We start from the raw sequence: 24,868 nt of genomic DNA, 5'->3' as shown, positions 1-24,868 counted from the left end.
AGCCCGCTACAGTGCTGTCAATCCTCCCTGTACTTTTTGGCTGTCACTGCGGGTGATCCATCCGGGCTTCTGCACTCTTGCTGCCAAGAATCCCTGTGGCAAACTCGCGCGCTTCGCGTTTTGTTTGATTGAGTCTCAGAGAGTTCGCCCACCCATGCAGCAGATCGTCCGGCAGTTGGCCGCAGAAATCAAAGTCAGTGAATCCCAGGTGCGCGCAGCGGTGGAGCTGCTCGATGGCGGCGCCACGGTGCCGTTCATCGCGCGCTACCGCAAGGAAGTGACCGGCGGGCTGGACGACATCCAGCTGCGCGAACTCGAAGCGCGCCTGTCGTACCTGCGCGAACTGGAAGACCGCCGCGCCGCCGTGCTCAAGAGCATCGACGAGCAGGGCAAGCTGACCGATGCCCTGCGCCTGGCCATTGCACAGGCGCCCACCAAGCAGGAGCTGGAGGACATCTACCTGCCCTTCAAGCAAAAGCGCCGCACCAAGGGCCAGATGGCCCGCGAGTTCGGCATCGAGCCGCTGGCGGACAAGCTGTTTGCCGACCCCACGCTGGACCCGACGACCGAGGCCGCGGCCTTCACGCGGCCGCCCGAAGTGCTGGACGACGGCAAGACGGGCGCCGATTTCTCGACCGTGCCGGCCGTGCTCGACGGCGTGCGCGACATCCTGTCCGAACGCTGGGCCGAAGACGCCGTGCTGGTGCAGAACCTGCGCGAATGGCTCTGGGCCGAGGGCCTGCTGCGCAGCAAGAAGGTGGAGGGCAAGAACGAGAACGACCCCGAGGTCTCCAAGTTCCGCGACTATTTCGAATACGACGAACCCATTGGCCGCGTGCCGTCGCACCGCGCACTGGCCGTGTTCCGCGGCCGGGGGCTGGAGATCCTGGAAGCCAAGCTGGTGCTGCCCGTGGAGCCCGAGCCCGGCAAGCCCAGCCTGGCCGAAGGCAAGATCGCCCTGCACCTGGGCTGGAGCCATGCAGGCCGCCCGGCCGACGACCTGATCCGCAAGAGCGTGGCCTGGACCTGGCGCGTGAAACTGAGCCTCTCGACCGAGCGCGATCTGTTCGCCCGCCTGCGGGACGACGCCGAGAAGGTCGCCATCAAGGTGTTTGCCGACAACCTGCGCGACCTGCTGCTGGCGGCGCCTGCAGGCCCGCGCGTGGTGATGGGGCTGGACCCCGGCATCCGCACCGGCGTGAAGGTGGCCGTGGTCGATGCCACGGGCAAGCTGGTCGAGACCGCCACCGTGTTCCCGCACGAGCCGCGCCGCGACTGGGAAGGTTCTTTGCACACCCTGGCCAAGCTGGCCGAGAAGCACGGCGTGAACCTGATCGCCATCGGCAACGGCACGGCCAGCCGCGAGACCGACAAGCTGGCGGCCGACCTCATCAAGCTGGCGGCCAAGGTGGACCGCGTGATCGAAAAGGTGGTGGTGAGCGAGGCCGGCGCCTCGGTCTACTCCGCCAGCGAATACGCGTCGCAGGAAATGCCCGACGTGGACGTGAGCTTGCGCGGCGCCGCCTCCATCGCCCGCCGCCTGCAGGACCCGCTGGCCGAACTGGTGAAGATCGACCCCAAGAGCATCGGCGTGGGCCAGTACCAGCACGACGTGAACCAGAGCGAGCTGGCGCGCACGCTGGGCACGGTGGTGGAAGACTGCGTGAACTCCGTGGGCGTGGACCTGAACACGGCCAGCGTGCCGCTATTGAGCCGCGTGTCGGGCCTGTCGGGCAGCGTGGCCAAGGCCGTGGTGCGCTGGCGCGAGGCCAACGGCGCGTTCAAGAGCCGCAAGCAGCTCATGGACGTGGCGGGCCTGGGCGCCAAGACCTTCGAGCAGAGCGCGGGCTTCCTGCGCATCCGCGGCGGCGACAACCCGCTGGACATGACGGGGGTGCACCCCGAGACCTACCCGGTGGTCGAGCAGATCATGGAAAAGACCGGCAAGCCCGTGGCCGAGATCATGGGCCGCGCCGACATGCTCAAGACCCTGAAGCCCGAGCTGTTCGCCAACGAGAAATTTGGTGTGATCACCGTCAAGGACATCCTGTCCGAACTGGAAAAGCCCGGCCGCGACCCGCGCCCGGACTTCAAGGTGGCGCGCTTCAACGACGGCGTGGAGGACATCAAGGACCTCAAGGAAGGCATGGTCCTGGAGGGCACGGTGAGCAACGTGGCCCAGTTCGGCGCCTTCATCGACCTGGGGGTGCACCAGGACGGCCTGGTGCACGTGAGCCAGCTGGCGCACAAGTTCGTGAACGACGCGCGCGAGGTGGTCAAGACCGGCGACATCGTGAAGGTCAAGGTCATGGAGGTGGATGTGGAGCGCAAGCGCATCGGCCTGTCGATGAAGCTCGATGCCGCACCGCCGCGCCAGGGCGGGGAGCGGGGCGCGCCCCGCGACAACCGGTTCGAGGGCGCTGGCCGGGGCTACGCGCAGCCGCAGCGCCGTGCCCCCGAGCCCGCGCAGCAGTCGGCCATGGCGTCGGCATTCGCCAAGTTGCAACAGGCGAAGGGCCGTTGACGGATTGGGGGGTGATGGGGGCCATAATCGCCAGCAATCGAAACTCTGGCGCCTGACCCCATGGAGTTGAACGCATTGCTGGCACAACCAGTGGCTCTGCCCAGCCTTCCGCGTGCGGTGGCGCTGCTGATGAGCGAACTGGCCCATGAAGAGCCCAGCCTGCGGCGCCTGAACCAGCTCTTTGGCACGGACCCGGCGCTGGCCGGGCGACTGCTGGAGCTGGCCAATTCCCCCACCTTCCAGTTGCCGCGCCAGATCGCGGGCATCCCGGAGGCCCTGGCGCTGCTGGGCACGGCCCAGGTGCGCTCGCTGGTCAATTCGGCACCGCTGGGCACCACCTCCCGCTCGGTGCCCGGAGTGAACATGCAGCAGTTCTGGCGCTACAGCCTCAACACGGCCAAGCTGGCGCGGTCGCTGGCGGGTATCGCGCAGCAGGACCAGATCGCCGCATACACCGCGGGCTTGCTGCACGCGCTGGGCGAGCTGGTCATTCACCTGGCCGACCCGGAAAAGGCGCAGTCGGTCAACACGCTGGTGGCGCCATTCGATCTGCGGCGCGGCAAGATCGAGCAGCGCATCTTCGGCTACTGCTATGGCCATGTGACGGCCGGGCTGGCGCGCCGCTGGCAGCTTCCCGAGGTGGTGGTCGATGCGCTGCAGCACCAGAGCGTGCCGTTCGACAACAACGCCTACGAGCCCCTGGCGGGAGTGATCCACCTGGCCTCCTGGCGCGCGCGGGCCCGCGAGGCGGAGCTGGGCGAGAAGGAGATGGCCGTATCGTTCCCCGGCGAGGTCGGCCTGACCCTGGGGCTGGACATCGACATGGTGCTGCAGCAGGACCCCATCGACTGGACGGCCCGGCCCGAGGCCGCCGACTACGTGGTCTGACGGCGGGTTTGCGAACCGGGGTGCTTGCGCCCGGCCCGGGCACCTTGCGCGACACGCCGGGGCGCGGTGCTTTGCGACAATGCCGTCCATGAAAGCCCTGCGCATCCATGCCGGCCCCCGCGCCCGGCAGCACCTTGAAAACCACGGCCTGCGGCCGGGCGACGTGGGCGTGATCCCCGCGGCGGCCGGTGGCCCCAAGGGGCTCATCCTGGGCCCCCTGGACCGCTTCATCTTCGGCGAATGGCTGGCCCAGTCGCGCCAGCCGGTGGACCTGGTGGGCGCGTCGATCGGCGCCTGGCGCATGGCCACGGCCTGCCTGCAGCAGCCGGTGGCGGCCTTCGAGCGGCTGGAGCACGACTACATCCACCAGGACTACGACCTGCCGTCCGGCAAGAAGCGCCCGTCGGCGGCCCACGTGAGCGAGCGGTTTGGCCAGAACCTGCAGGCGTTCTATGGCGGGCGTATCGACGAGGTGCTGAACCACCCGCGCTACCGCCTGCACATCGTCACCTCGCGGGGGCGGCACCTGCTGGGCCGCGAGCACCGCGTGGCCACGCCGCTGGGCTATCTGGGCGCCTTTCTGACGAACACGGTGCACCGCAAGGCGATGGGGGCGTGGCTGGAACGGGTGGTGTTCTCCTCGTCCGATGCGTCCAGTACCTCCGCCGAGGGGGCGGGGGCTGCGTGTGCTGCATTGCCCTTTGGCACCTCGGACTACCGCACGCGGCAGGTGCTGCTCAGCAACGGCAACTTCATGCAGGCGCTGCAGGCCAGCTGCTCGATCCCGTTTGTGCTACAGGCGGTGCACAACATTCCGGGTGCGCCCCGTGGGGCGTATTGGGACGGGGGCATCACCGATTACCACCTGCACCTGGCCTACGGCCGGCAGAAACAGGATGCTATTGAATTGATAGCTTGTGGCGCTTATCCATCAAGCGCTGGCGGCCAAAAAGACTTGAATTCTGCCCCCGTGGTCTCGCCCGGCCTGGTGCTGTACCCGCATTTCCAGCACCGCGTGGTGCCCGGCTGGCTGGACAAGGGACTCAAGTGGCGCCACCGCTCCACGCCTGCGCTGGACAACATGGTGGTGCTGTCGCCCAGCCCCGACTGGGTGCGCAGCTTGCCCAACGCCAAGCTGCCCGACCGCAACGACTTCACGCACTACGGTGCCGACAGCGCCGCGCGCGCCAAGGCCTGGCTGGCGGCCACGCGGGCCAGCCAGCAGCTGGTGGACGAGTGGCAGGCGTGGCTGGCGCGGCCGGACATGAACGCCGTGCACCCGCTGTAGGGGCCGCTCAGGTCGCTGCAGGCCGCCGTGCCGCATCCTGCACGGCCCGGGCCGCGTGGCGGGCCGTGTGTTGCCGTGCCCAGGTCAGTACCTCGTGCGCGGGCATGGGCCGGGCGATGCCAAAGCCCTGGGCACGCTCGCAGCCCAGCTCCAGCAGCCGTGCGGCCTGCTCGGCGGTCTCCACCCCTTCCGCGACCACGTGCCGCTGAAAGGCCGTGGCGAGCGCGACGATGGCTCCCACGAGCGTGAGGTCGTCGCCGTCTTCCAGGATGCCGCGCACGAATGACTGGTCGATCTTGATGGTCTCGGCCGGCAGGCGCTTGAGGTAGGACAGCGAGGAGAAGCCGGTGCCGAAGTCGTCCAGGGCGAAGCGCACGCCCAGCAGCTGGCAGTTCTGCATCATCTGGCGCATGTACTGCATGTCCTGCAGGGCCGCGGATTCCAGGATTTCCAGTTCCAGGCGGGTGGGCGAGACCTCCGGGCAGGTGTGCAGGATGTCCTTGAGCCGCTCGACGAAGTTGGGCCGGTGGAAGTGCGGCGCGGAGATGTTCACGCTCACCTCCCACTGCATGCCGGCATCGGTCCATTGCCGCATCTGCGCCAGGGCCTGGCGCAGCACCCATTCGCCCAGTTCCACCTCCAGCTCTGCGTCCTCGATCAGCGGCAGCACATGCTGCGGGCCCAGCAGGCCGTGGTCGGGATGCTGCCAGCGCAGCAGGGCCTCCAGTCCCAGGATCTCGCCGGTGCGCAGGTGCACCTTGGGCTGGTAGTGCAGCACCAGCTCGCCCGCGTGCAGGGCCTGGGCCACGCGGGTCTGGCGGGTGTGCTGGGTCTGCACGGCATGGTCCAGCTGCACGTCGAACACGTGCATCTGGTTGCGGCCGAAGCCCTTGGCCTGGCACATGGCCTGGTCGGCGTGGCGCAGCAGGGTGTCGGGGTTGGCGTCGTCCTGCGGGAACACGGCCACGCCCACGCTCACGGTGGTGTGCAGCACGCGGTCGTCGATGGCGTAGGGGGCGGCCAGCTGCTGCATGAGCACGCCCACGCGGGCCTCGATGGCGGGCACGTCCGGCAGCTCGCCCAGCAGCAGCACGAACTCGTCGCCCCCCATGCGCGCCACCGCGTCCTGGGGCGTGATGAACGCGCCCAGGCGCCGCGCGGTTTCCTTGAGCAGCCGGTCGCCCACACGGTTGCCGTGGGTGTCGTTCACGGCCTGGAAATGGTCCAGGTCGAGCATGCACACGGCCAGCAGCAGGCCCTTCTGCCGGGCGACGAAGATCGCGTGCGTGAGGCGCTCGGCCAGCGCCGTCCGGTTGTACAGGCCTGTGAGCGCATCGTGGCGGGCATGCCACGAGATCTGGTGGCGCAGGTTGCGCGTCTCGGTCACGTCGCGGAACACCAGCACGCAGCCCACGGCCGTGCCGTCGCCCTTGCGGATCGCCGACGCGGTGTACTCGATGGCGTAGCGCTCGCCGGAGCGGTGGATCAGCACCTCGTGCGCGACCTGGTGGAGGGCGCCCGGCACGGTCTCGCGCTCCGCGGCCGAGCTGGCATTGCGGCTCGCGAGCTCCTGGTACAGCCGGAACACGTCGTCCAGCTGACGGCCCAGGGCCTGGTCCGCCGTGAAGCCGGTCATGAGCTGCGCGGCTTCGTTGATGGTCTCGATGCAGCCGGCCAGGTCGGTGGTGATCACGCCGTCGCCGATGGAGGCGAGCGTGACCTCGGCACGCTCCTTCTCGGCGCGCAGGGCCTCCTGCGCGCGCTTGCGTTCGGTCACGTCGACCAGCGTGCCGATGGTGCCGGCCAGTGTGCCCCGGGTGGTGGTGAACGGGGCTTCGTAGTAGGCCATGTCCCGGGGCGGCTGGTGGTTGGCGGGGTGGATGCGGATCTCGTTGTCCTGCGCCTGCGCGATCTGCGCGGAGCGCGCGGGCGCCAGCTCTTCGGGGTACGCCGGGGGGGATGCGGGGGCCGTGCCCGTGCTGGCGGGCGTGTGAAAGAGCCGTTGCCAGGCCCGGTTGACTTCCAGGTAGGCGCCATTGGCGTCCCGCACGAAGACGGGCAGGGGCAGCGCGTCGATCAGCTGGCGCGTGAAATGCAGCTGCTCGCTTTGCAGGTGCTGGGTTTCGCGCAGCGACAGCACGAGCGACTGGACCTTGCCGGCCATGTCGTTGAAGGTGGCCGCCATGGCGCGTGATTCGAGCGTGCCGGTCACTTCCATGCGCGTGTCCAGATGGCCGTGGCGGAACGCGTCCGTGGCTTCGGCCAGCCGCCGCAGCATGCGCGCATTGGCCCGCAGCAGCAGCGTGAGCAGGAACAGGATCGTGAAGATATTGAGCGCCGAGATGCGCAGCTGCACCACGACGGTGCTCCAGATCTGGCCCACGAGGGGCGCGGATTGCAGCGTCACCGTCAGCCGTCCGGTCTGGCCTCCGGGCACGGCCTGCCCGAACTGCTGCGTGGGCGGCGCGATGTGCACCCACTCTGAGAACCATCCCGGGGCCGATGCGCGCAGGGGCGGCGCCTGGACATCGATGACGGGTCCGCCGCCCACCTGCCATTTCACCGACTGGACGCCCGGCCCGAAGCGGGCGACCCCTTCATGCAAAAGCGTGGCCTGGGCTTCGTGCTCCGAAGCGGGCAGGGCCGCCACCCCGGGCAGCAGCGCATCGCCCGCCCGGCGCAGCTCGGTGGCGGCATGGCGGCGGACTTCGTCGGTTTCCGCGGCCACCAGGTAGTGGTAGCGCACGGCGCTGACCAGCAGGATGATCAGGACAATCGGAACGTACAGCCGGGGATAGGTGCCCCGCAGGAGCCAGGTACTGAGATTTCCGGTGCGCATCGGTCGTGGCCCTCCCCCCAAAACCCCAGGGTAATGAATTGTTAATTAATTGTTGACCGACCGGAGTCTAGCGTGTGGGCAGGGGGTGTGCGGCACCCGGGGTAGCGCAATCCCGCCGGGCTTCGCCAGGGGGAAGGCTGGGGGTGTGTTGCGGGCGCGCGGGCACGGCGAGGGGGGCCGCCGCCCGCTGGCCGCGCGCCGCGCCAGCGGGGCAGGCGCGGCGGGGGGGCTGGTGAAAAGCCGGGGGGACGGGAGCTGGCCCTACAGCGACTGGCTCAGGATCTCGCGGTACTCCTCGGGCGTGGCGATGCGGGGGTTGGTCTTGTGGCAGTGGTCGGCCAGCGCGCCCCTGATGATGTCGTCGAACATGCCTTCGGTCACGCCCATGGCGGCAAGGCCCGTGGGCAGGCCCAGGCGGGCGTTCATGTCGCGGATGGCCTCGGGGATGTCGCCCGCCGCGCCCAGCCCCATGGCGTGGGCCATGCGCTCCAGGCGTTTTTCGTTGCGCACCGATTCGGCCCCGGCATTGAACCGGACCACGGCGGGCAGGAACATGGCGTTGAGCGTGCCATGGTGCAGGCGCGGGTTCACGCCACCCAGGCTGTGGCTGAGCGAGTGCACGGCGCCCAGTCCCTTCTGGAAGGCCATGGCGCCCTGCATGCTCGCGCTCATCATGTGCAGGCGCGCCTCGCGGTCGCTGCCGTTGCGCGTGGCCGGCTCGATGTGGGCCCAGCCACGCGTGAGGCCGTCCAGGGCAATGCCGTCGGCCGGCGGGTTGAAGGCGGCCGACATGAAGGTTTCCATGCAGTGGGCGATCGCGTCCATGCCCGTGGCGGCGGTCAGCATGGGCGGCAGGCCCAGCGTGAGCTCGGGGTCGCAGATGGCGGTCTTGGGCACCAGGTTCCACGAGTGGAACCCGAGCTTGCGGTGGTCGTCCACGATGATGATGGCGCCGCGCGCCACCTCGCTGCCGGTGCCGCTGGTGGTGGGCACCGCGATCAGCGGCGCGGCGCGCTCGGTGATGCGGGGCGAGCCGCCTTCGATGGTGGCGTAGTGCGTGAGCGGCCCGTCGTGCGTGGCGGCGATCGCGATGCCCTTGGCGCAGTCGATGGCCGAGCCGCCGCCCACGGCGATCAGGCCGTCGCAGCCCTCGGCCTGGTAGATCGCCACGGCGGCGCGCACGGCGGCCTCGGTGGGGTTGGAGGGCGTCTGGTCGAACACCGCCACGGTCATGCCAGGCAGGGCGTCCAGCGCCTTTTGCAGGACACCAGCGGCCTTCACGCCGGGGTCCGTCACGAGCAGGGGGCGTGTGATGCCGACGCGCTCGCATTCCTGCCGCAGCAGCTTGACCGCGCCGAACTCGAACTGGATCTGGGTGACGTAGTAGATGAAAGCCATGGTGAAGGTGGAAGTTACGTTTACGATTGCTGCAAAGACTCTACAACCCGGAGGCACCGATGACCACGAAGCAAACCCTCATTCCGCTCGCACTGGCCGGTGCATTCGTCGCGTTTGCGACATCCGCGCAGGCCGGCTGCCTGACCGATGCCCAGGCCGCCGAGCTGGTGGCCCACTACACCGCGAAGACCCCGGCCGCCAACCCCGAGGACCTGTCGGACGCCGATGGCGCCTGCACCCGCGCCAAGGTCAACCAGTTGCTGGCGCAGCGTCTGGGCAAGGTCGTGGGCTACAAGGCCGGCCTTACCAATCCTGCGGTGCAAAAGCGCTTCAACACCGACAAGCCCGTGTGGGGCAAGCTCTATGAAGGCATGGTCCTGCCCAGTGGCGCCACCGTGGACGCGGCCTTCGGCGCCCGGCCGCTGTACGAAGCCGACATGCTGGTGCGGGTGAAGAGCACCGCCATCAACCATGCCAGGACGCCGATGGAGGTGCTGGAAGCAGTGGACCAGGTCATCCCTTTCATCGAACTGCCAGACCTCATGGTGCAGGCGCCGCCCAAGCTCAATGGCGCCGGCGTGACGGCCATCAACGTGGGTGCGCGGCTGGGCGTGGCGGGCGCGCCGCTGCCCGTGCCGGCCTACCGGGCCGAGCGCTTCGCGATGCTGCAGGCCCTGGCCGACATGAATGTGTCGCTGGCCGACGGCGTGGGTGCGCGCCTGGGCGGCGGCAAGGGCAGCGACATCCTGGACCATCCCCTCAATGCCGTGGTGTGGCTCGCGGGCGCCCTCGCGCAGGAGGGGCTGGCGATGCAGCCGGGCGACCTGATCAGCCTGGGTTCGTTCTCGCCGCTGCTGCCGCCCAAGGCGGGCCTGGCGGTGACAGCGACCTACGACGGCCTGCCGGGCGCCGCGCCCGTGCGCGTGACCTTCAAGTAACAACAAACAAACAATCGACCCGCGGGCTGCCCGCCTGCGCGGCCTTCCTCCTGTTGCCGAGATCCTGACCGTTGGCCGACCTGCACATCCACCACACCCGCCTGACCCCCCAGATGCGCAGCGTGCTTGAGCGCATGGCGCGCGCGGGGCACCCCCCGCTGCACACCCGCTCGCCCCAGGACGCACGCACGGCCTACCAGGCGGGCGCCGATGTGCTGGAGGTGCCCAAGGCGGCCCTGGCGCGGGTGGAGGACCTGCACATCCCCGCGCGCGACGGCCATGCGCTGCCCGCGCGGCTGTACGCACCGACCACGGAAGCGGGCCTGCCAGTGCTGTTGTACACCCACGGCGGCGGCTTCACCATCGGCAGCATCGCCACGCACGACATCCTGTGCCGCGAGCTGGCGCGCCTGGGCCGCTGCATGGTGGTTTCGCTGGACTACCGGCTCGCGCCCGAGCACCGGTTTCCCACCGCGAGCAACGATGCCTGGGATGCGCTCGCATGGCTTGCTGCCCACGCCCGCGAACTGGGCGCCGACCCGGCGCGCATGGCCGTGGGCGGAGACAGCGCGGGCGGAACACTGGCCGCCGTGAACGCCATCCTGGCGCGCGACGCGGGCCTGCCGCTGGCGCTGCAGCTGCTGTTCTACCCGGGCTGCGCGGCCCACCAGGACACGCCCTCGCATGCCACGTTCGCGCGCGGCCTGGTGCTGGAAGAGCCTGCCATCAGCTGGTTCTTTGGCAACTATGTGCGCAGCCGCGCCGAGCGCGAGGACTGGCGCTTCGCCCCGCTGCACGCCCCCGACGTGGACGGCGTGGCCCCCGCCTGGATCGGCCTGGCCGAATGCGACCCGCTGGTGGACGAGGGCGTGGACTATGCGGACAAGCTGCGGCTCGCGGGCGTGCGCGTGGACCTGGAGATCTACCGCGGGGTGACCCATGAATTCATCAAGATGGGCCGTGCCATTCCCGAGGCGCGCACCGCCCATGCCGACGCGGCCCGGGCGCTGCGCCAGGCGTTCTTTCAAACCACGGAGTGAATCTATCCATGCAACGCAGTGACTTCCGCTGTTTTCACCGCCTGCGCGTGCGCTGGGCCGAGGTGGACATGCAAAAAATCGTGTTCAACGCACACTACCTCATGTACATCGACACGGCGATGTCCGACTACTGGCGGGCGCTGGCGCTGCCGTATGAAGCGGGCATGCTGGCCCTGGACGGCGAGATGTACGTGAAGAAGGCCACGCTGGAATACCATGCGTCGGCGCGTCTGGACGACACGCTGGACGTGGGCCTGCGCTGCGCCAGGGTGGGCAATTCGTCCAGCCTGTTCCAGGCGGGCATCTTCAGCGGCGACCAGCTGCTGGTCTCGGGCGAGCTGGTCTATGTGTTCACCGACCCAGCCACGCAGACTTCGCGCCCGGTGCCTGACAGCCTGCGCTCCATCTTCGAGGGCTTCGAGGCCGGCGCCGCGATGGCCGAGGTCAAGACCGGCGACTGGAACACGCTGGGCCGCGATGCCGGGCGCCTGCGCACCGCGGTCTTCGTGCGCGAGCAGGGCATTCCCGCGGACATCGAGGCCGATGCCCTGGACGCCAGCGCGCGCCACGCCGTGCTCTACAACCGCCTCGGCATGCCCGTGGCCACGGGGCGGCTGCTGCAGGAGGCGGCCGGCGTGGGCCGCATCGGGCGCATGGCGGTGGACCGCTCCGTGCGCGGCGCGCAGTGGGGCCAGCAATTGCTGGAAGCCTTGGTGGCCGCCGCGCGGGCCCGTGGCGACGGCGAGGTGCGCCTGCACGCCCAGCGCAGCGCGGAAGGCTTCTACCGCCGCGCGGGGTTCGCCGTGGTGGGCGAGCCCTGGGAAGAGGCGGGCATCGCCCACATCGCCATGGCGCGGCGCTGGTAGATTTTGCTATCAAAAAGAAAGCGCCTCGCGCTTTCCTGCAAACGGCCCTGGGGGGATTCGTATCTGGATCCGCCCCGCATCAAGCGCGGGATGCTCCTGAATGCATAGCGGCGTGGCCTGATCCCGCAGCGGCCCGGTCCTGCCCGCGGGCGTCAGATGTCCGCGAGCAGCTCGTACGGCAGGGGCGCCAGCGCCAGCGGCACGCCCTGCACGTTGCCCACCTGCAGGGCACCACCCTGCGCCGCGGCGATCTGCAGCGACACGAGGGCGTCGGTGCCGCCACCGGGTGCCTGGGCGGCCTGCACGACGGTGCCGCAAGGCTGTTCCAGGTCTGGCACGGCGAACACTTCGGCCCCCACCGCCACATCGGCCGGGGCGTGGGCAATGTAGGTGCGGCGCTTGAGCGTGCCCCGGAACTGGCTGCGCGCCACCACCTCCTGCCCGGGGTAGCAGCCCTTCTTGAAGTTCACGCCGCCCACGGACTCGTAGTTGAGCATCTGGGGCACGAAGGCCTCGACAACCGGGGTGGTCAGCGTTGCCACGCCGCTGCGCACTTCGCTCCAGAGCCACAGGGCGGGTTCCATCGCGGGACCGGCGGGCGCGGGTTCTGCCGCGGGGGCCACCCAGAGCGCGCGCGGCCGGCCGTCGGCGGGATACAGGTGGACCACCGAGGCGGCACCCACGTCGGCCTTGGTCCAGGCGGGCTGGCCGCCGCCGGGCACCACATCGCCCGCCAGGCCGTACAGGGCGAAGTCGGCGGTGGCGTCGGTCAACCTGGCCTTGGAGCGCAGCACGAACATCGACAGGCGCTTGAGCGTGGGCGGCAGCAGGTCGCGGCTGCAGACCAGCAGGATCTCGCTGGCGCTGCGCTTGAAGCCGATGAAGGTGGCCTGCATGCGGCCCTTGGCGGACAGGAACGCTGCCAGGCGGGCCTGGTCCATGCCCAGCAGGGCGAAATCCTGGGTGAGCTGGCCGTGCAGGAACTTGGCGGCGTCTTCGCCTTCCACGCGAATCACGCCCAGGTGGGACAGGGGGGCTATGCCGTTCAAGGGGGTAGTCATCGCTGAATTATGATGCCCGGTTCTACACACACATTCATCAGGGTTGTGCGACGTCTATTGGCTTTGATTGCGTTGGTTCTGATCGCCTCGGGCGGTGCGGCCTTCTGGTGGCTGCACCAGCCGTTGGTGACGGGCAGCGAACCCCTGGAGCTGGCCATCGAGCCCGGCACCACGCCGCGGGGCATTGCGCGCGACGTGGTGGCGGCAGGGGCGCGGGTCGATGCGCGCATGCTCTACGCATGGTTCCGCTTCTCGGGCCAGGACCGCGCCATCAAGGCCGGCAACTATGAAATCCCGCCCGGAACCACCCCGCGGGCCCTGCTGCAGAAACTGGTGCGCGGCGAGGAAACCCTGCGCGCGCTGACCCTGGTGGAGGGCTGGAACTGGCGCCAGGTGCGCCAGGCCCTCGCCAGGGAAGACCAGCTCAAGCCCGACGCGGCGAACCTGAGCGACGAGGCGCTGATGGCCCAGCTGGGCCGCCCGGGCGTGCCTCCCGAGGGGCGGTTCTTTCCGGACACCTACGCCTATGCCAAGGGCTCCAGCGACATCGCCCTGCTGCGCCGGGCGCTGCACGCCATGGACCGCCGCCTGGAGGCCGCCTGGGCCCAGCGCGCGGCCGACACGCCGCTCAAGTCGGCCGATGAAGCATTGATACTGGCCAGCATCGTCGAGAAGGAAACCGGCCGTCCGGGCGACCGCGCCCAGATTGCCGGGGTTTTTGCCAACCGCCTGCGCGCCGGGATGCTGCTGCAGACCGACCCCACCGTCATCTACGGCCTGGGCGAGCGGTTCGACGGCAACCTGCGCCGGCGCGATTTGCTGGCCGACACGCCGTGGAACACCTACACCCGGGCCGGCCTGCCTCCCACGCCCATCGCCATGCCCGGCAAGGCCGCCCTGCTCGCGGCGGTGCAGCCCGAGCCCACGCGTGCGCTGTACTTCGTGGCCAAGGGCGACGGCACCAGCCATTTCAGTGCCTCGCTGGAAGAGCACAACCGTGCGGTCAACCGCTACCAGCGCGGCCAGTAGCGCATGCGGCCTGGTGCGCGGGCGGCCGCGGCGCCCCGAGCCATGCGCCCCTGCAGATTCAACCCAAGGCTTTCATGTCACGACCCGGTCTTTTCATTACCTTTGAAGGCATCGACGGCGCGGGCAAGTCCTCGCACATCGAGGGCCTGGCGGCGGCTTTCCGTGCGCAGGGCCGCGCGGTCACGGTGAGCCGCGAGCCCGGTGGCACGCCGCTGGCCGAAAAACTGCGCGAGATGGTCCTCAACGACCCGATGGACCCGCTCACCGAATCGCTGCTCATCTTCGCCGCGCGCCGGGACCACCTGCGCAATGTGATCGAGCCCGCCCTCGCACGTGGCGACGTGGTGCTGTGCGACCGTTTCACCGATGCCACCTTCGCCTACCAGGGGGCCGGCCGGGGTTTCGATCTTGGCGTGCTATCGATATTGGAGCGGCTTGCGCAGACGGGTCTTTCGCCAGAGGCCGATCTGATGCGTGAGCCCGATCTGACCGTGTGGTTCGATCTGGCGCCTGAAGTGGCTGCCCAGCGCCTGGCCGGCGCCCGCGTGCCCGACCGTTTCGAGGCCCAGCCGGCCGAGTTCTTCCGCCGGGTGGCCCAGGGCTATGCCGACCGCGCGGCCGCCGCACCCCAGCGGTTTGCACGGCTGGACGCCGCGCAGGACCGCCACCGCGTGTGGCAGCAGCTCACCAGCGTCTTTGTGCGCAAGGGCTGGCTGGCCATCATGGTGGCCACCCAGGGAGGGGCGGCATGAGCGAATCCGCCAACGCCCCTGCGACGGCCCTCGCGCCCTGGATCGCCGCACAGCGTGCCAGCCTGCTGGCCCAGCGCGGGCATGCCTGGCTGCTGCAGGGCCCGTCGGGCATGGGCCAGTACGCGCTGGGCATGGAGCTGGTGCGCGCCTGGCTGTGCGATGCACCGACCGCGCAGGGTGCCTGCGGCCAGTGCGGCAGCTGCCATGCGGTCAACGTGCGCACCCATGCCGACCTGTGCGTGCTGATGCCCGAGGTGCAGATGATGGCGCTGGGCTGGCCCCTGTCGGAGAAGGCCCAGGCGGACATCGACGACAAGAAGCGCAAGCCCAGCCGCGAGATCCGCGTGGAAGCGATGCGCGACGCGGTGGAGTTCTCGCAGCGCACCTCGGCCCGTGGCCGGGGCAAGGCCGTGCTGGTGTATCCCGCCGAGCAGATGAACCACATCACGGCCAATGCCTTGCTCAAGACCCTGGAGGAGCCGCCGGGAGATGTGCGCTTCGTCCTGGCCAGCGAGGCCGCGCACCAGTTGCTGCCCACCATCCGCAGCCGCTGCCTGGGCCACACGATGGTCTGGCCCGCCGAGGACCAGATGCTGCAGTGGCTGCAAGGGCAGGGCGTTGCCGGCGCCGCCGCGACGGCGTTCCTGCGCGCCGCCGGCGGGCGGCCCGACGATGCGCTGGCGCTGGCCCAGTCGGGGCGCAGCCCGCAGGCCTGGTCCGCGCTGCCCCAGGCCGTCGCCAAGGGGGATGTGACCGCGCTCGGGGACTGGGCGCCTGCGCAGGCCATCGATGCGCTGCAAAAGCTCTGCCATGACCTGCTGGCGGCGAGCGTGGGCGCCGCTCCGCGCTACTTCGCGGCGGCGGACCTCCCGAAGGCGCTGCCGCCGCTGGGCGCGCTGACACGCTGGTCGCGCGCGCTGGCCAAGGCCGCACGCACGGCGGACCATCCTTTCAATGCCGGCCTCATGCTGGAGGCGCTTGTCGCCCAGGCGCGAAACACCCTACACTCCAAGCACTGAGCCGTACCCACCCATCCATGAGCAGTCCATCCACCGCCCCCCGCCCCAGCGTCATGCAGCTGGCCATCAAGGAAAAGGCGGCCCTGTACGCGGCCTACATTCCCTTTTTCGCCGAAGGGGGCATTTTTGTCCCCACCCAGCGGGACTACAAGCTGGGTGATGATGTCTATGTGCTGCTGACGCTGCCGGACGACACGCAGCGCTACCCGGTGGCCGGCCGCGTGGCCTGGGTCACCCCGGCGCGGGCTGCGGGCAACCGCACGCAGGGCGTGGGCATCCAGTTTCCCAAGGACGAGAAGTCGCGCCAGCTCAAGGCCAAGATCGAGGAACTGCTCGGCACGGCGCTGGGGTCCGACCGGCCGACACAGACCATCTGAGCCGGCACCCGCCCACCGTGCCGACCCGTGCCAGGCGGGTCGGCATTTTTGTTTGCTGGCTGCGGCGGGCGGGCGGGGCTGCCGCCCACCCCGGAGGCTGCGATGGCCACCGGTGGCCCGCGTGGTGCGCAAACACGATTATTTTGAAACCGCATGTTCACTGATTCGCACTGTCATCTCAATTTTCCCGAACTGGCGAGCCAGCTGCCCGCCATCCGCCAGGCCATGGCCGACGCGCGGGTGGACCGGGCCTTGTGCATCTGCACCACCCTGGAAGAGTTCGAGGGCGTGCATGCCCTGGCCATGGCGCACGACAACTTCTGGAGCACGGTGGGCGTGCACCCGGACAACGAAGGCATCGCCGAGCCCACGGTGCAGGACCTGCTGGAGCGCGCCGCCTTGCCGCGCGTGGTGGCCATTGGCGAGACGGGGCTCGACTACTACGGCATGGAGGACCGCAAGGGAGGGCGCAGCATCGCCGACCTGGAGTGGCAGCGCGAGCGCTTTCGCAACCACATCCGCGCGGCGCGGGCGTGCGGCAAGCCGCTGGTCATCCACACCCGCAGCGCGTCGGACGACACGCTCTCCATCTTGCGCGAGGAGGGGGAGGACGGCCTCGGCAACCGCGCGGGCGGCGTGTTCCACTGCTTCACCGAATCGATGCAGGTGGCGCGCGCGGCGCTCGATCTGGGCTACTACATCTCCTTTTCGGGCATCGTCACATTCAAGAGCGCCCAGGAACTGCGCGACGTGGTGGCCTTCGTGCCGCTGGACCGCACCCTGATCGAAACCGACAGCCCCTACCTCGCGCCCGTGCCGTACCGTGGCAAGACCAACAACCCGTCGTATGTACCCTACGTGGCCAGGCAGGTGGCCGAAACCAAGGGGCTGGCGCTCGAGGCGGTGGCCGAGGCCACGAGCCGCAACTTCGACGCCTTGTTCAAGGGAGTGACCGAATGATCCACCATCGCCGCAACGTGTTGGCGACCCTGGTGCTGGGGCTGGCTGCTCCCGCTATCTGGGCAGGAGCCTACGAGGATTTTTTTGTCGCCATCCTGCGCGATGACGGTGGCGCCATCACCGCGCTGCTGCGCAGGGGGTTCGATCCTGATACGCGCGACCCGAAAGGCCAGGTGGGCCTCACCATCGCCTTGCAAAACGGCGCTTCCAAGGCCTTCTTTGCGTTGCTGGCCGCACGGCAGGTGAATGTGGATGCACGGAACGCACAGGACGAGAGCCCCTTGATGATGGCCGCGCTCAAGGGCAACGTGGAGGCCGTGAAGGCGCTTCTTGCACGCGATGCGGATGTGAACAAGACGGGCTGGACGCCCCTGCACTACGCGGCGTCCGCCGGCTCGCCCCAGCATGCGGCGATCATCGCGCTGCTGCTGGAAAACCATGCGTACATCGATGCCGCTTCGCCCAACGGCACGACCCCCCTCATGATGGCGGCGCACTACGGCTCCATCGAGTCCGTGCAGCTTTTGCTGGACGAGGGCGCCGACCCCACGCTCAAGAACCAGCTGGGCCTGACCGCCACGGACTTCGCCATGCGCGTGAGCCGCACCGATTCTGCGGAACGGATTGCCGCGGCCATACGCAAGCGCCAGCCCAACCGGGGCAGGTGGTAGGGCTCCTGCGAGGGTTTCCCGCGCGGGGTGGCGCGGGTTCAGTGGAGTGCGGCGGTTTCGCCCGAGGGCGGCCGCGCCTGCAGGCGCGCGTACAGCCCGCCCCGCGCCATCAGTTCGCCATGGGTTCCTTGCTCGGCAATGCGTCCACGCTCCATGACGATGACCCGGTCCGCATGTTCGATGGTGGACAGGCGGTGGGCAATGACCAGCGTGGTGCGCCCCTGCATCAGGCGCTGGAGGGCGTCCTGCACCAGCCGTTCCGATTCGGTGTCCAGCGCCGAGGTGGCCTCGTCCAGGATCAGGATGGGGGCATCCTTGTACAGCGCCCGGGCAATCGCCAGCCGCTGCCGCTGCCCGCCTGACAATTGGGTGGCGTTGTGGCCCACCACGGTGTGGATGCCCCGTGGAAGCGCCGCCACGTGTTCCGCCAGGTTCGCGGCCGCCAGGCATTCCTGCACGCGCAGGTCGTCCACCTCGCGCCCCAGCGCCACGTTGGCGGCGATGGTGTCGTTGAACATCACCACGTCCTGGCTCACCATCGCGAACTGCGACCGCAGCGATCCCAGGTCCCACTCGGGCAGGGGGCGGCCATCCACCAGGATGTCGCCCGACGCGGGCATCACGAACCGTGGCAGCAGGTTGACCAGTGTCGTCTTGCCGGCGCCGGAGGGGCCGACCAGGGCGACGATTTCACCGGGCTCCACGCGCAGGCTGACCTGGTCCAGTGCCGGGGCATGGTCGGGGCCGTACGACACCGTCACCCGGGACAGCTCCAGCGCGCCCCGCACGCGGTCCGTGCGGTACTGGCCGCCTGTTTCGGCGCCGGTGTCGCCCAGCAGCGCGAGTCCCCGTTCAAGGGCCGCCACCCCCCGGGTGATCGGGCTGGCGACATCGGCCAGGCGGCGGATGGGAGCTATGAGCATCAGCATGGCCGTGATGAACGACACGAAGCCGCCCACCGTGACGTCCTTCGCGTCCACCGCGCCACGGCTTTGCCACAGGGCGATGCAGATCACCACGGAGAGCGCCGCGGCGGCCAGCAGCTGCGTGAGCGGTGTCATGGCCGCGGACGCAATCGTCGACTTGATGGCCAGGCGGCGCAGGCTCTGGCTCAGCCCGGCGAAGCGCCCGGCCTGGCCGGCCTGCGCGCCGTGCAGCCGCACCATGCGGTGCGCCAGCACGTTTTCCTCCACCACGTAGGCCAGCTCGTCGGTCGCCTGCTGGCTGCTTTTTGTCAGGTGGTAGAGGCGCCGGGAAAGTGTCTTCATGATCCAGGCCACGCCCGGCACCACCACCGCCACGATCAGCGTGAGCTGCCAATTGAGGTACAGCAGGTAGGCCAGCAGCGCCACCAGCGTGAACCCGTCACGCGATACGCCCAGCAGTGCCTGCACGAGCAAGGTTGCGCCGGTCTGCACTTCGTACACCACGGTGTTGGACAAGGTGCTGGCAGACTGCCGCGAGAACAGGCCCATTTCCGCCGCCAGGACCCTGTCGAACAGCGATTGCCGCAGCGTCAGCATGCCCTCGTTGGCTATGCGTGCCAGCGCGTACTGGCCGACGAACTGCGCGACGCCGCGCACGAAGAAAACGCCCAGGATGGCCAGGGGCACCATCCACAGCTGCAGGGTTCCCTGGGTGAAGCCGCGGTCCAGCAAAGGCTGCAGCAGCGCGGGAATCAGGGGCTCGGTCACGGCGCCCACGAGGGTGGCGACAACGGCAAGGCTCCAGGCCATCCGCTGGTTGCCGAAGTAGACCGATAGCCGCTGAAGGCGCGTGGTCAGGCTTGCGGCAGGAGGAGGAGGGGGGGCGGGCGTGGCGCCCGGGCCTGAATCTGTGGCTTGCATGTGGCCCGGATTCTACGGTCGCGGGCTGCCAGGGCCTGCACGCTCCTCTGAGCGGTGCCAGATTGATCGGATGCGGGCCGGCGCGGCAGGAAAAAGCCAGCGCCCGAAGGCCATGCGCACGGTTGGCTCGAAATCAAGGCCGATGGCCCTGGTGGCCGCACAGTTTGTCACAGGGGTTTTCCCGCTGTGTGTAACATTCGGGTTTGCCCTTCGGCATTTGTTCGGCTACCGCTGGATGCCAATGACCACAGATCGAATCTCTACACACCCATCTCCTGCGGCTTTGCCGCATCCCTTGCGCCGCCAGGTACTGGCCGCGCTCATTGCCACTCCCGCACTGCCAGCACTGGCGCAATTTCGCGTCGAGGTGACGGGCGTTGGCCTGACCCAGCTGCCCATTGCGATCGCTCCGTTCCGGGGCGAGGCGCAGGCGCCCCAGAAGATGTCGTCCATTGTCCAGGCCGACCTGGAGCGCAGTGGCCAGTTCCGTGCGGTGGATGCGTCGGGCGCGGTGCTGGACGAAACCGCGCGCCCCGATGTGGCCCTGTGGCGCCAGAAAAGCGCGGATTCCCTGGCAACCGGCAGCATCACGCGCCTGGCGGATGGCCGCTTCGACATCCGCTTTCGCCTTTGGGATGTGGTGAAGGGGCAGGACCTGGGCGGGCAGAGCTTTGTGGTCACGCAGGGCGATCTGCGCCTGGTGGCCCACCGCATCGCCGATTTCATCTATGAAAAGCTGACGGGTGAACGCGGAATTTTCTCGACCCGCATTGCCTACGTCACCAAGACCGGCCCCCGCTACAGCCTGTGGGTGGCGGACGCCGACGGCGAGAATGCGCAGTCGGCCCTGTCGAGCCCCGAGCCCATCATCTCGCCCGCGTGGTCACCCAATGGCGGCCAGCTCGCCTATGTCTCGTTCGAATCACGCAAACCCGTTGTCTACGTGCACGACGTGGCCTCCGGCCGCAGGCGCCTGATCGCCAATTTCCGGGGCTCCAACAGCGCGCCCGCCTGGGCTCCGGACGGACGCTCCCTGGCCGTGACGCTGAGCCGTGATGGCGGCTCCCAGCTCTACACCATCGACGCCAATGGCGGCGAACCGCGCCGCCTCATGCAGAGCTCGGGCATCGATACCGAACCCGTGTTCTCCGGCGACGGCCGCAGCATCTACTTCGTGAGCGACCGGGGTGGCGCACCGCAGATCTACAAGGTCCCTGCCTCTGGCGGCAATGCGGAGCGTGTCACTTTCACGGGCAGCTACAACATTTCCCCCAGCATCAGCCCGGATGGCCGCTGGCTGGCCTATATTTCCCGCGTTGGCGGGGCTTTCAAGCTGCATGTCATGGACCTGTCCTCCGGCACCGTGAATGCAGTCACGGACACCACGGCGGACGAGAACCCCAGTTTTGCTCCCAATAGCCGCCTCATCGTCTATGCCACCCAGCAGCAAGGGCGCGAAGCGCTCATGACCACCACGCTGGACGGCAAGATCAAGGCCCGGCTCGCGGGGCAGGCGGGAGATATCCGCGAGCCCGACTGGGGCCCATTTCAAAAGCAATGAACTTATCCGCACTTTCAGTTACCAAGCTTTCAGGAGAATTTTGGATGATCAAACGCATTACCCTTGCCCTTACCGTTGTCGCATTGATGGCCGGATGCAGTTCCGGCGTGAAGCTGGATGACGTGCCTGTCGAAGACAAGAACGCCACGTCCACCATGGGCACCAACAGTGGGGCCAACTCCGGCAACACTGCCCAGAGCGGCGTGGCCGGCGTGGACCTTGGCCAGTCGGGCCGCGATGCAGCCGGCCCCGTGGGTGTGAGCCGCATCGTCTATTTCGACTACGACAGCTACGTGATCAAGCCTGAATTCCAGTCCCTGATCGAAGCGCATTCCCGCTTCATTAAGTCTGGCAACGGCCGCAAGGTGATGATCGAAGGCCATACCGACGACCGTGGTGGCCGCGAGTACAACCTGGCCCTGGGCCAGAAGCGCGCCGAAGCCGTGCGCCGTTCGCTCGCGCTGCTGGGTGTGCCAGACAACCAGATGGAAGCCGTGAGCTTTGGCAAGGAAAAGCCCGCCGCCCAAGGCAATAGCGAAGACGTGCACGCACAGAATCGCCGGGCAGAACTGTCCTATCGTTGATGCGCACGTTGTCTTTTCCTGTGTCCTACCTGTTCAAGGCACTGGCGGCCGGGGCGCTGTCGACGGCCTTGCTGCCCGTGGCGCATGCAGCCCTTTTTGAGGACGACGAGGCCCGCCGCGCCATCATCGAAATGCGCCAGCGTGTTGACGGGCTGCAAATGTCCCAGCAACGCGCAGCCGAAGAAATGCGCAGGCTTGGCGAAGAGAATGGCCAGCTCCGGCGCAGCCTGCTTGATCTGCAGGGGCAGATCGAGACGCTGCGCATGGAGCAGTCCAAGCTTCGGGGCCAGAACGAGCAGTTGCTGCGGGACGCTGCGGACCTGCAGCGGCGCCAGAAGGACATTGCCCAGGGAGTGGACGAGCGCCTGAAGCAGTTTGAGCCGGTGAAGGTGACGGTGGACGGCCAGGAGTTCCAGGCCGACCCCGCCGAAAAGAAGGACTTCGAAGCGGCCCTGTCCGTGTTCCGTTCGGGCAAGTTTTCCGATGCGAGTTCGGCATTTGCGGCGTTTGTGCGGCAGTACCCGCGCAGTGGCTTCGTGCCTTCCGCCCGCTTCTGGCTGGGGAACGCCCAATATGCCACCCGCGAGTACAAGGAGGCCATCAACAACTTCAAGCTGATGCTGGCTGATGCCCCCTCCCATGCCCGTGCGCCGGAAGCGGCCCTGTCCATCGCCAACTGCCAGATCGAACTCAAGGACACGCGGGCCGCGCGCAAGACGCTGGAAGATCTTCTGCGCGCCTACCCGCAATCTGAAGCTGCGATGGCGGCCAAAGAACGCCTTTCCCGCTTGAAGTGATGCCCGGCGCACCGTCTTTTCAAGCGGCGCCGTCCCCCATTGTCGTGCCTGAGTCCGCCGCCCCGGATCGCCGTTTCGGCGGACTGGAGCGGCTGTACGGCGTGCAGGGCGCCGCCCGGATCCGCCAGGCACACATCGCGGTGGTGGGGATTGGTGGCGTAGGCTCATGGGCCGCCGAGGCCTTGGCGCGCAGCGGGGTGGGGCAGATCACCCTGATCGATCTCGACCATGTGTCCGAGTCAAATATCAACCGCCAGATTCATGCGCTCACCGGGACCATTGGACAAGCCAAGGTTCTGGCGATGCGGGATCGGATCGCACAGATTCACCCGGAGTGCACGGTCCATTGCATCGAGGACTTCGTGGAGCCGGAAAACTGGCCTGGGTTGCTTCCCGTGCCCGTTGATGCGGTGATCGATGCCTGCGATCAGGTCAAGGCCAAGACGGCCATTGCGGCATGGGCCCAGGCCAGCGGGGTGCTGCACATCACCGTGGGTGCGGCGGGTGGCAAGCGGCATGCGCACAAGGTGGATGTGGACGACCTCGCGCGGACGACCCACGATCCTTTGCTGGCGCAACTGCGCTATCGCATGCGCAAGCACCACCGTGCCGCACGCGAGGGCAAGAAGATCGGCGTGGACTGTGTCTTCAGCCGAGAGGCTGTGGCTCCGCCGGATGCGTCATGCCAAATCGATGGGGATGGCTCCCTGAATTGCCATGGGTATGGTTCGGTCGTCGCCGTGACGGCCACCTTCGGCCAGTGTGCCGCGGGCTGGGTGCTGGACAAACTTGCCGCAACTTCCAGGAAGGCCGTAAAAACAACGCTATAATCCAAGGCTTTGCAGCCATCGACCACGATTGCTGCAACAGGTCGGGACGTTAGCTCAGTTGGTAGAGCAGCGGACTTTTAATCCGTTGGTCACAAGTTCGAATCTTGTACGTCCTACCAAGAATTTGGTTATGAATCAAGCACTTAGCGCAGAAATGCCTAGGTGCTTTTTTCTTGTCTGAGCGCCATTGCTACTCTATTGCTACCGGCTGGAATGACGGTCGATGATAGTGCGCGTGGTTGCGGCCATGCTTGTATGAGGCTCGCCGACCCGAAGCAGCCAGTCATTGGCCGTTCAACTGTTGCGTCGCGTCTAGGCTTGGATTTTTGGTTCATCCTCCGCGCGCGGTTGTCTGGTTCCTGTGCGGCTTCGGAAAGCTGTGTCCTGACGCGCCGTAACATGCAGGAATGAATGAACACGCCGATTCATCTGTGAGCATGCTTCCGCCTGCGGTCATCAACAACCCAAGAATTGATCAACTGCCTCTTTACACACTCCGGCATGTTGGAAACTGGCGTGACCCACAAAGCTACCCTCTACCGGATAGCAAAAACTACAAAGTCTGGGCATGGGAGTTCCTGCGTCGGAATGCGGAGTACGGGGCGTTCGCCCTGTGGTGCGCCACCTTGCCGGAAGACCTTCGCACTCGACAAAAACCAAAATCATCAGACTTGGTGGAGCATCTTGTCTGCATGCCTCCTGCTCCTGCATCTGTGCGCACCTATGGCGACTATAAAAAATGGTGTCGTGAAGAAAAGCAAAATTGCACCGTCCAGACTCCCAATCAAGTCCTGCGGTCGGCGTGGGGAATAACTTACCCGCTTTTGCCAAGTGAGAAATTTCCTGCCACAAAGAAAGCCAAGACGAAGTTCAAGCGTGCGCCAAAATTCCTCAGTACAACTATTTCTCATTTTCTGCCTGCGTGGGCACAGCAGAACAACGGATGTATAAATTATCCAGGAATTAGAAATATCGCTACAAACCTCAATCCCGATGAAATACTTATCCGCTTCAGGATTGATGAGCCAATTGAAAAGCAAACAAAGCGTGCTGGAGTATTTCTGGATCAGTGGCAGCGGAGATATTTGAAGGCCAAGCATATCAGGATTGCTTCCCAGTCCGCCATGGATGATATTCCGAAGCCAAAGTCAGAAACGCCAAAAAATAGGGTCGATCTTAAAGCCGTTCACTATATGTTGCGAATTCTTGATGCCGCGCATGACCCAATTCTTGGGCAGAATGAGCTTTCCCAAAAAATTGTGCGTGATCTTCTCAAAAAATTTGGAAGCGACAAGGAATTAGACGATTTTATGAGTGGGGAGGTCGCGGTGGCTGATAACTGGGAGCCGCCAACCTTTAGTGCTGCCCAGGTTAGAAATTGGTATAACATGGCATGCCACTATGTAACGCAGAATGGCTATTTGGCAGTTGCCGCGTATGCCGCTGGTCACAAAAAAAGAAAGAAGTGATCTTTGAAGTTTTGGCGCACGTTTCAATAGAATAGCACAAATTTAGATTGATTTTATATTTCAATTTAAATTGAATGTGCAAAACTTTCTATGATACCATAAATAAAATTATTTGAAATTCATTGTGCTT

At 67.1% G+C, this 24,868-nt stretch carries 21 protein-coding genes and 1 tRNA gene; 18 read left to right on the top strand and 4 right to left on the bottom strand.

The features are described 5' to 3' along the window. Positions 1–154: 154 nt before the first annotated feature. From AC3RCE_RS14615 to AC3RCE_RS14605, 3 genes are all read left to right on the top strand, one after another. Positions 155–2,524 (top strand): Tex family protein, encoded by a 2,370-nt coding sequence (locus AC3RCE_RS14615; protein ID WP_492253334.1) that lies wholly within the window; start codon positions 155–157, stop codon positions 2,522–2,524. A 60-nt stretch (positions 2,525–2,584) separates the two neighbouring features. Then, complete coding sequence (locus tag AC3RCE_RS14610; RefSeq protein ID WP_218294793.1) at positions 2,585–3,412, top strand: HDOD domain-containing protein; 828 nt, start codon at positions 2,585–2,587, stop codon at positions 3,410–3,412. 88 nt (positions 3,413–3,500) lie between these two features. Continuing rightward, positions 3,501–4,700: a patatin-like phospholipase family protein gene (locus tag AC3RCE_RS14605; protein WP_492253333.1), complete on the top strand. Its 1,200-nt coding sequence runs from the start codon at positions 3,501–3,503 to the stop codon at positions 4,698–4,700. A 7-nt stretch (positions 4,701–4,707) separates the two neighbouring features. On the opposite strand, the gene AC3RCE_RS14600 is transcribed toward AC3RCE_RS14605, so the two are convergent. Together AC3RCE_RS14600 and gbd are read right to left on the bottom strand one after the other, a co-directional pair. Continuing rightward, a complete protein-coding gene (locus AC3RCE_RS14600) occupies positions 4,708–7,539 on the bottom strand; it encodes a bifunctional diguanylate cyclase/phosphodiesterase (RefSeq protein WP_492253332.1) in 2,832 nt (943 codons plus the stop codon). A gap of 261 nt (positions 7,540–7,800) precedes the next feature. After that, positions 7,801–8,937, bottom strand: coding sequence for a 4-hydroxybutyrate dehydrogenase (gene gbd / locus AC3RCE_RS14595; RefSeq protein WP_218294796.1), 1,137 nt, complete (start codon positions 8,935–8,937; stop codon positions 7,801–7,803). 59 nt (positions 8,938–8,996) lie between these two features. Between gbd and AC3RCE_RS14590 the strand changes: the two genes are divergently transcribed. From AC3RCE_RS14590 to AC3RCE_RS14580, 3 genes are all read left to right on the top strand, one after another. After that, a complete protein-coding gene (locus AC3RCE_RS14590) occupies positions 8,997–9,875 on the top strand; it encodes a 2-keto-4-pentenoate hydratase (RefSeq protein WP_492253331.1) in 879 nt (292 codons plus the stop codon). A gap of 113 nt (positions 9,876–9,988) precedes the next feature. Continuing rightward, positions 9,989–10,915: an alpha/beta hydrolase gene (locus tag AC3RCE_RS14585; protein WP_492255386.1), complete on the top strand. Its 927-nt coding sequence runs from the start codon at positions 9,989–9,991 to the stop codon at positions 10,913–10,915. Positions 10,916–10,923: 8 nt separating this feature from the next. Continuing rightward, positions 10,924–11,781 carry a YbgC/FadM family acyl-CoA thioesterase gene (locus AC3RCE_RS14580; RefSeq protein WP_492253330.1) on the top strand — a complete coding sequence of 286 codons (858 nt, stop codon included), beginning with the start codon at positions 10,924–10,926 and terminating at the stop codon, positions 11,779–11,781. 152 nt (positions 11,782–11,933) lie between these two features. On the opposite strand, the gene ygfZ is transcribed toward AC3RCE_RS14580, so the two are convergent. Further along, positions 11,934–12,842 (bottom strand): CAF17-like 4Fe-4S cluster assembly/insertion protein YgfZ, encoded by a 909-nt coding sequence (gene ygfZ, locus AC3RCE_RS14575; RefSeq protein WP_492253329.1) that lies wholly within the window; start codon positions 12,840–12,842, stop codon positions 11,934–11,936. Positions 12,843–12,887: 45 nt separating this feature from the next. Between ygfZ and mltG the strand changes: the two genes are divergently transcribed. The 6 genes from mltG to AC3RCE_RS14545 all read left to right on the top strand — a co-directional run bounded on the left by mltG (position 12,888) and on the right by AC3RCE_RS14545 (position 17,650). Further along, entirely contained in the window at positions 12,888–13,871 is a 984-nt protein-coding gene (gene mltG / locus AC3RCE_RS14570) for an endolytic transglycosylase MltG (protein ID WP_370628468.1), read from the top strand. A 74-nt stretch (positions 13,872–13,945) separates the two neighbouring features. Further along, complete coding sequence (gene tmk / locus AC3RCE_RS14565; RefSeq protein ID WP_218294802.1) at positions 13,946–14,623, top strand: dTMP kinase; 678 nt, start codon at positions 13,946–13,948, stop codon at positions 14,621–14,623. Continuing rightward, positions 14,620–15,642 carry a DNA polymerase III delta subunit-related protein gene (locus AC3RCE_RS14560; protein WP_218294803.1) on the top strand — a complete coding sequence of 341 codons (1,023 nt, stop codon included), beginning with the start codon at positions 14,620–14,622 and terminating at the stop codon, positions 15,640–15,642. The genes tmk and AC3RCE_RS14560 overlap by 4 nt, the downstream gene beginning before the upstream one ends. A gap of 17 nt (positions 15,643–15,659) precedes the next feature. Continuing rightward, the gene (locus AC3RCE_RS14555; protein WP_015013859.1) at positions 15,660–16,019 is read left to right on the top strand and encodes a PilZ domain-containing protein; all 360 of its coding nucleotides are present in this window, start codon (positions 15,660–15,662) and stop codon (positions 16,017–16,019) included. A 153-nt stretch (positions 16,020–16,172) separates the two neighbouring features. Continuing rightward, positions 16,173–16,979: a TatD family hydrolase gene (locus AC3RCE_RS14550; protein WP_492253328.1), complete on the top strand. Its 807-nt coding sequence runs from the start codon at positions 16,173–16,175 to the stop codon at positions 16,977–16,979. After that, on the top strand, positions 16,976–17,650 hold the full coding sequence (locus tag AC3RCE_RS14545) for an ankyrin repeat domain-containing protein (RefSeq protein ID WP_492253327.1): 675 nt from the start codon (positions 16,976–16,978) through the stop codon (positions 17,648–17,650). Before AC3RCE_RS14550 ends, AC3RCE_RS14545 begins: the two co-directional genes overlap by 4 nt. Positions 17,651–17,688: 38 nt before the next feature. Here the strand turns inward: AC3RCE_RS14545 and msbA are convergent, their stop codons facing one another. Then, positions 17,689–19,497, bottom strand: coding sequence for a lipid A export permease/ATP-binding protein MsbA (gene msbA, locus AC3RCE_RS14540; RefSeq protein WP_492253326.1), 1,809 nt, complete (start codon positions 19,495–19,497; stop codon positions 17,689–17,691). A 241-nt stretch (positions 19,498–19,738) separates the two neighbouring features. Between msbA and tolB the strand changes: the two genes are divergently transcribed. The 6 genes from tolB to AC3RCE_RS14510 all read left to right on the top strand — a co-directional run bounded on the left by tolB (position 19,739) and on the right by AC3RCE_RS14510 (position 24,738). Beyond that, positions 19,739–21,058 carry a Tol-Pal system beta propeller repeat protein TolB gene (gene tolB, locus AC3RCE_RS14535; protein ID WP_218294807.1) on the top strand — a complete coding sequence of 440 codons (1,320 nt, stop codon included), beginning with the start codon at positions 19,739–19,741 and terminating at the stop codon, positions 21,056–21,058. Positions 21,059–21,102: 44 nt separating this feature from the next. Continuing rightward, positions 21,103–21,642, top strand: a complete 540-nt coding sequence (gene pal, locus AC3RCE_RS14530; protein ID WP_218294808.1) for a peptidoglycan-associated lipoprotein Pal — start codon at positions 21,103–21,105, stop codon at positions 21,640–21,642. An 8-nt stretch (positions 21,643–21,650) separates the two neighbouring features. Next, entirely contained in the window at positions 21,651–22,439 is a 789-nt protein-coding gene (gene ybgF, locus AC3RCE_RS14525) for a tol-pal system protein YbgF (protein WP_492253325.1), read from the top strand. Then, positions 22,439–23,269: a tRNA threonylcarbamoyladenosine dehydratase gene (locus AC3RCE_RS14520; RefSeq protein WP_492253324.1), complete on the top strand. Its 831-nt coding sequence runs from the start codon at positions 22,439–22,441 to the stop codon at positions 23,267–23,269. The genes ybgF and AC3RCE_RS14520 overlap by 1 nt, the downstream gene beginning before the upstream one ends. Before the next feature lie 43 nt (positions 23,270–23,312). Then, positions 23,313–23,388: transfer RNA gene (locus AC3RCE_RS14515), tRNA-Lys, on the top strand. A gap of 288 nt (positions 23,389–23,676) precedes the next feature. After that, positions 23,677–24,738 carry a transcriptional regulator domain-containing protein gene (locus tag AC3RCE_RS14510; protein WP_492253323.1) on the top strand — a complete coding sequence of 354 codons (1,062 nt, stop codon included), beginning with the start codon at positions 23,677–23,679 and terminating at the stop codon, positions 24,736–24,738. Positions 24,739–24,868 lie beyond the last annotated feature (130 nt).

Source organism: Acidovorax sp. GW823-FHT05D11, assembly GCF_058795695.1.
This window is presented reverse-complemented; position numbering and strand designations above follow the sequence as displayed.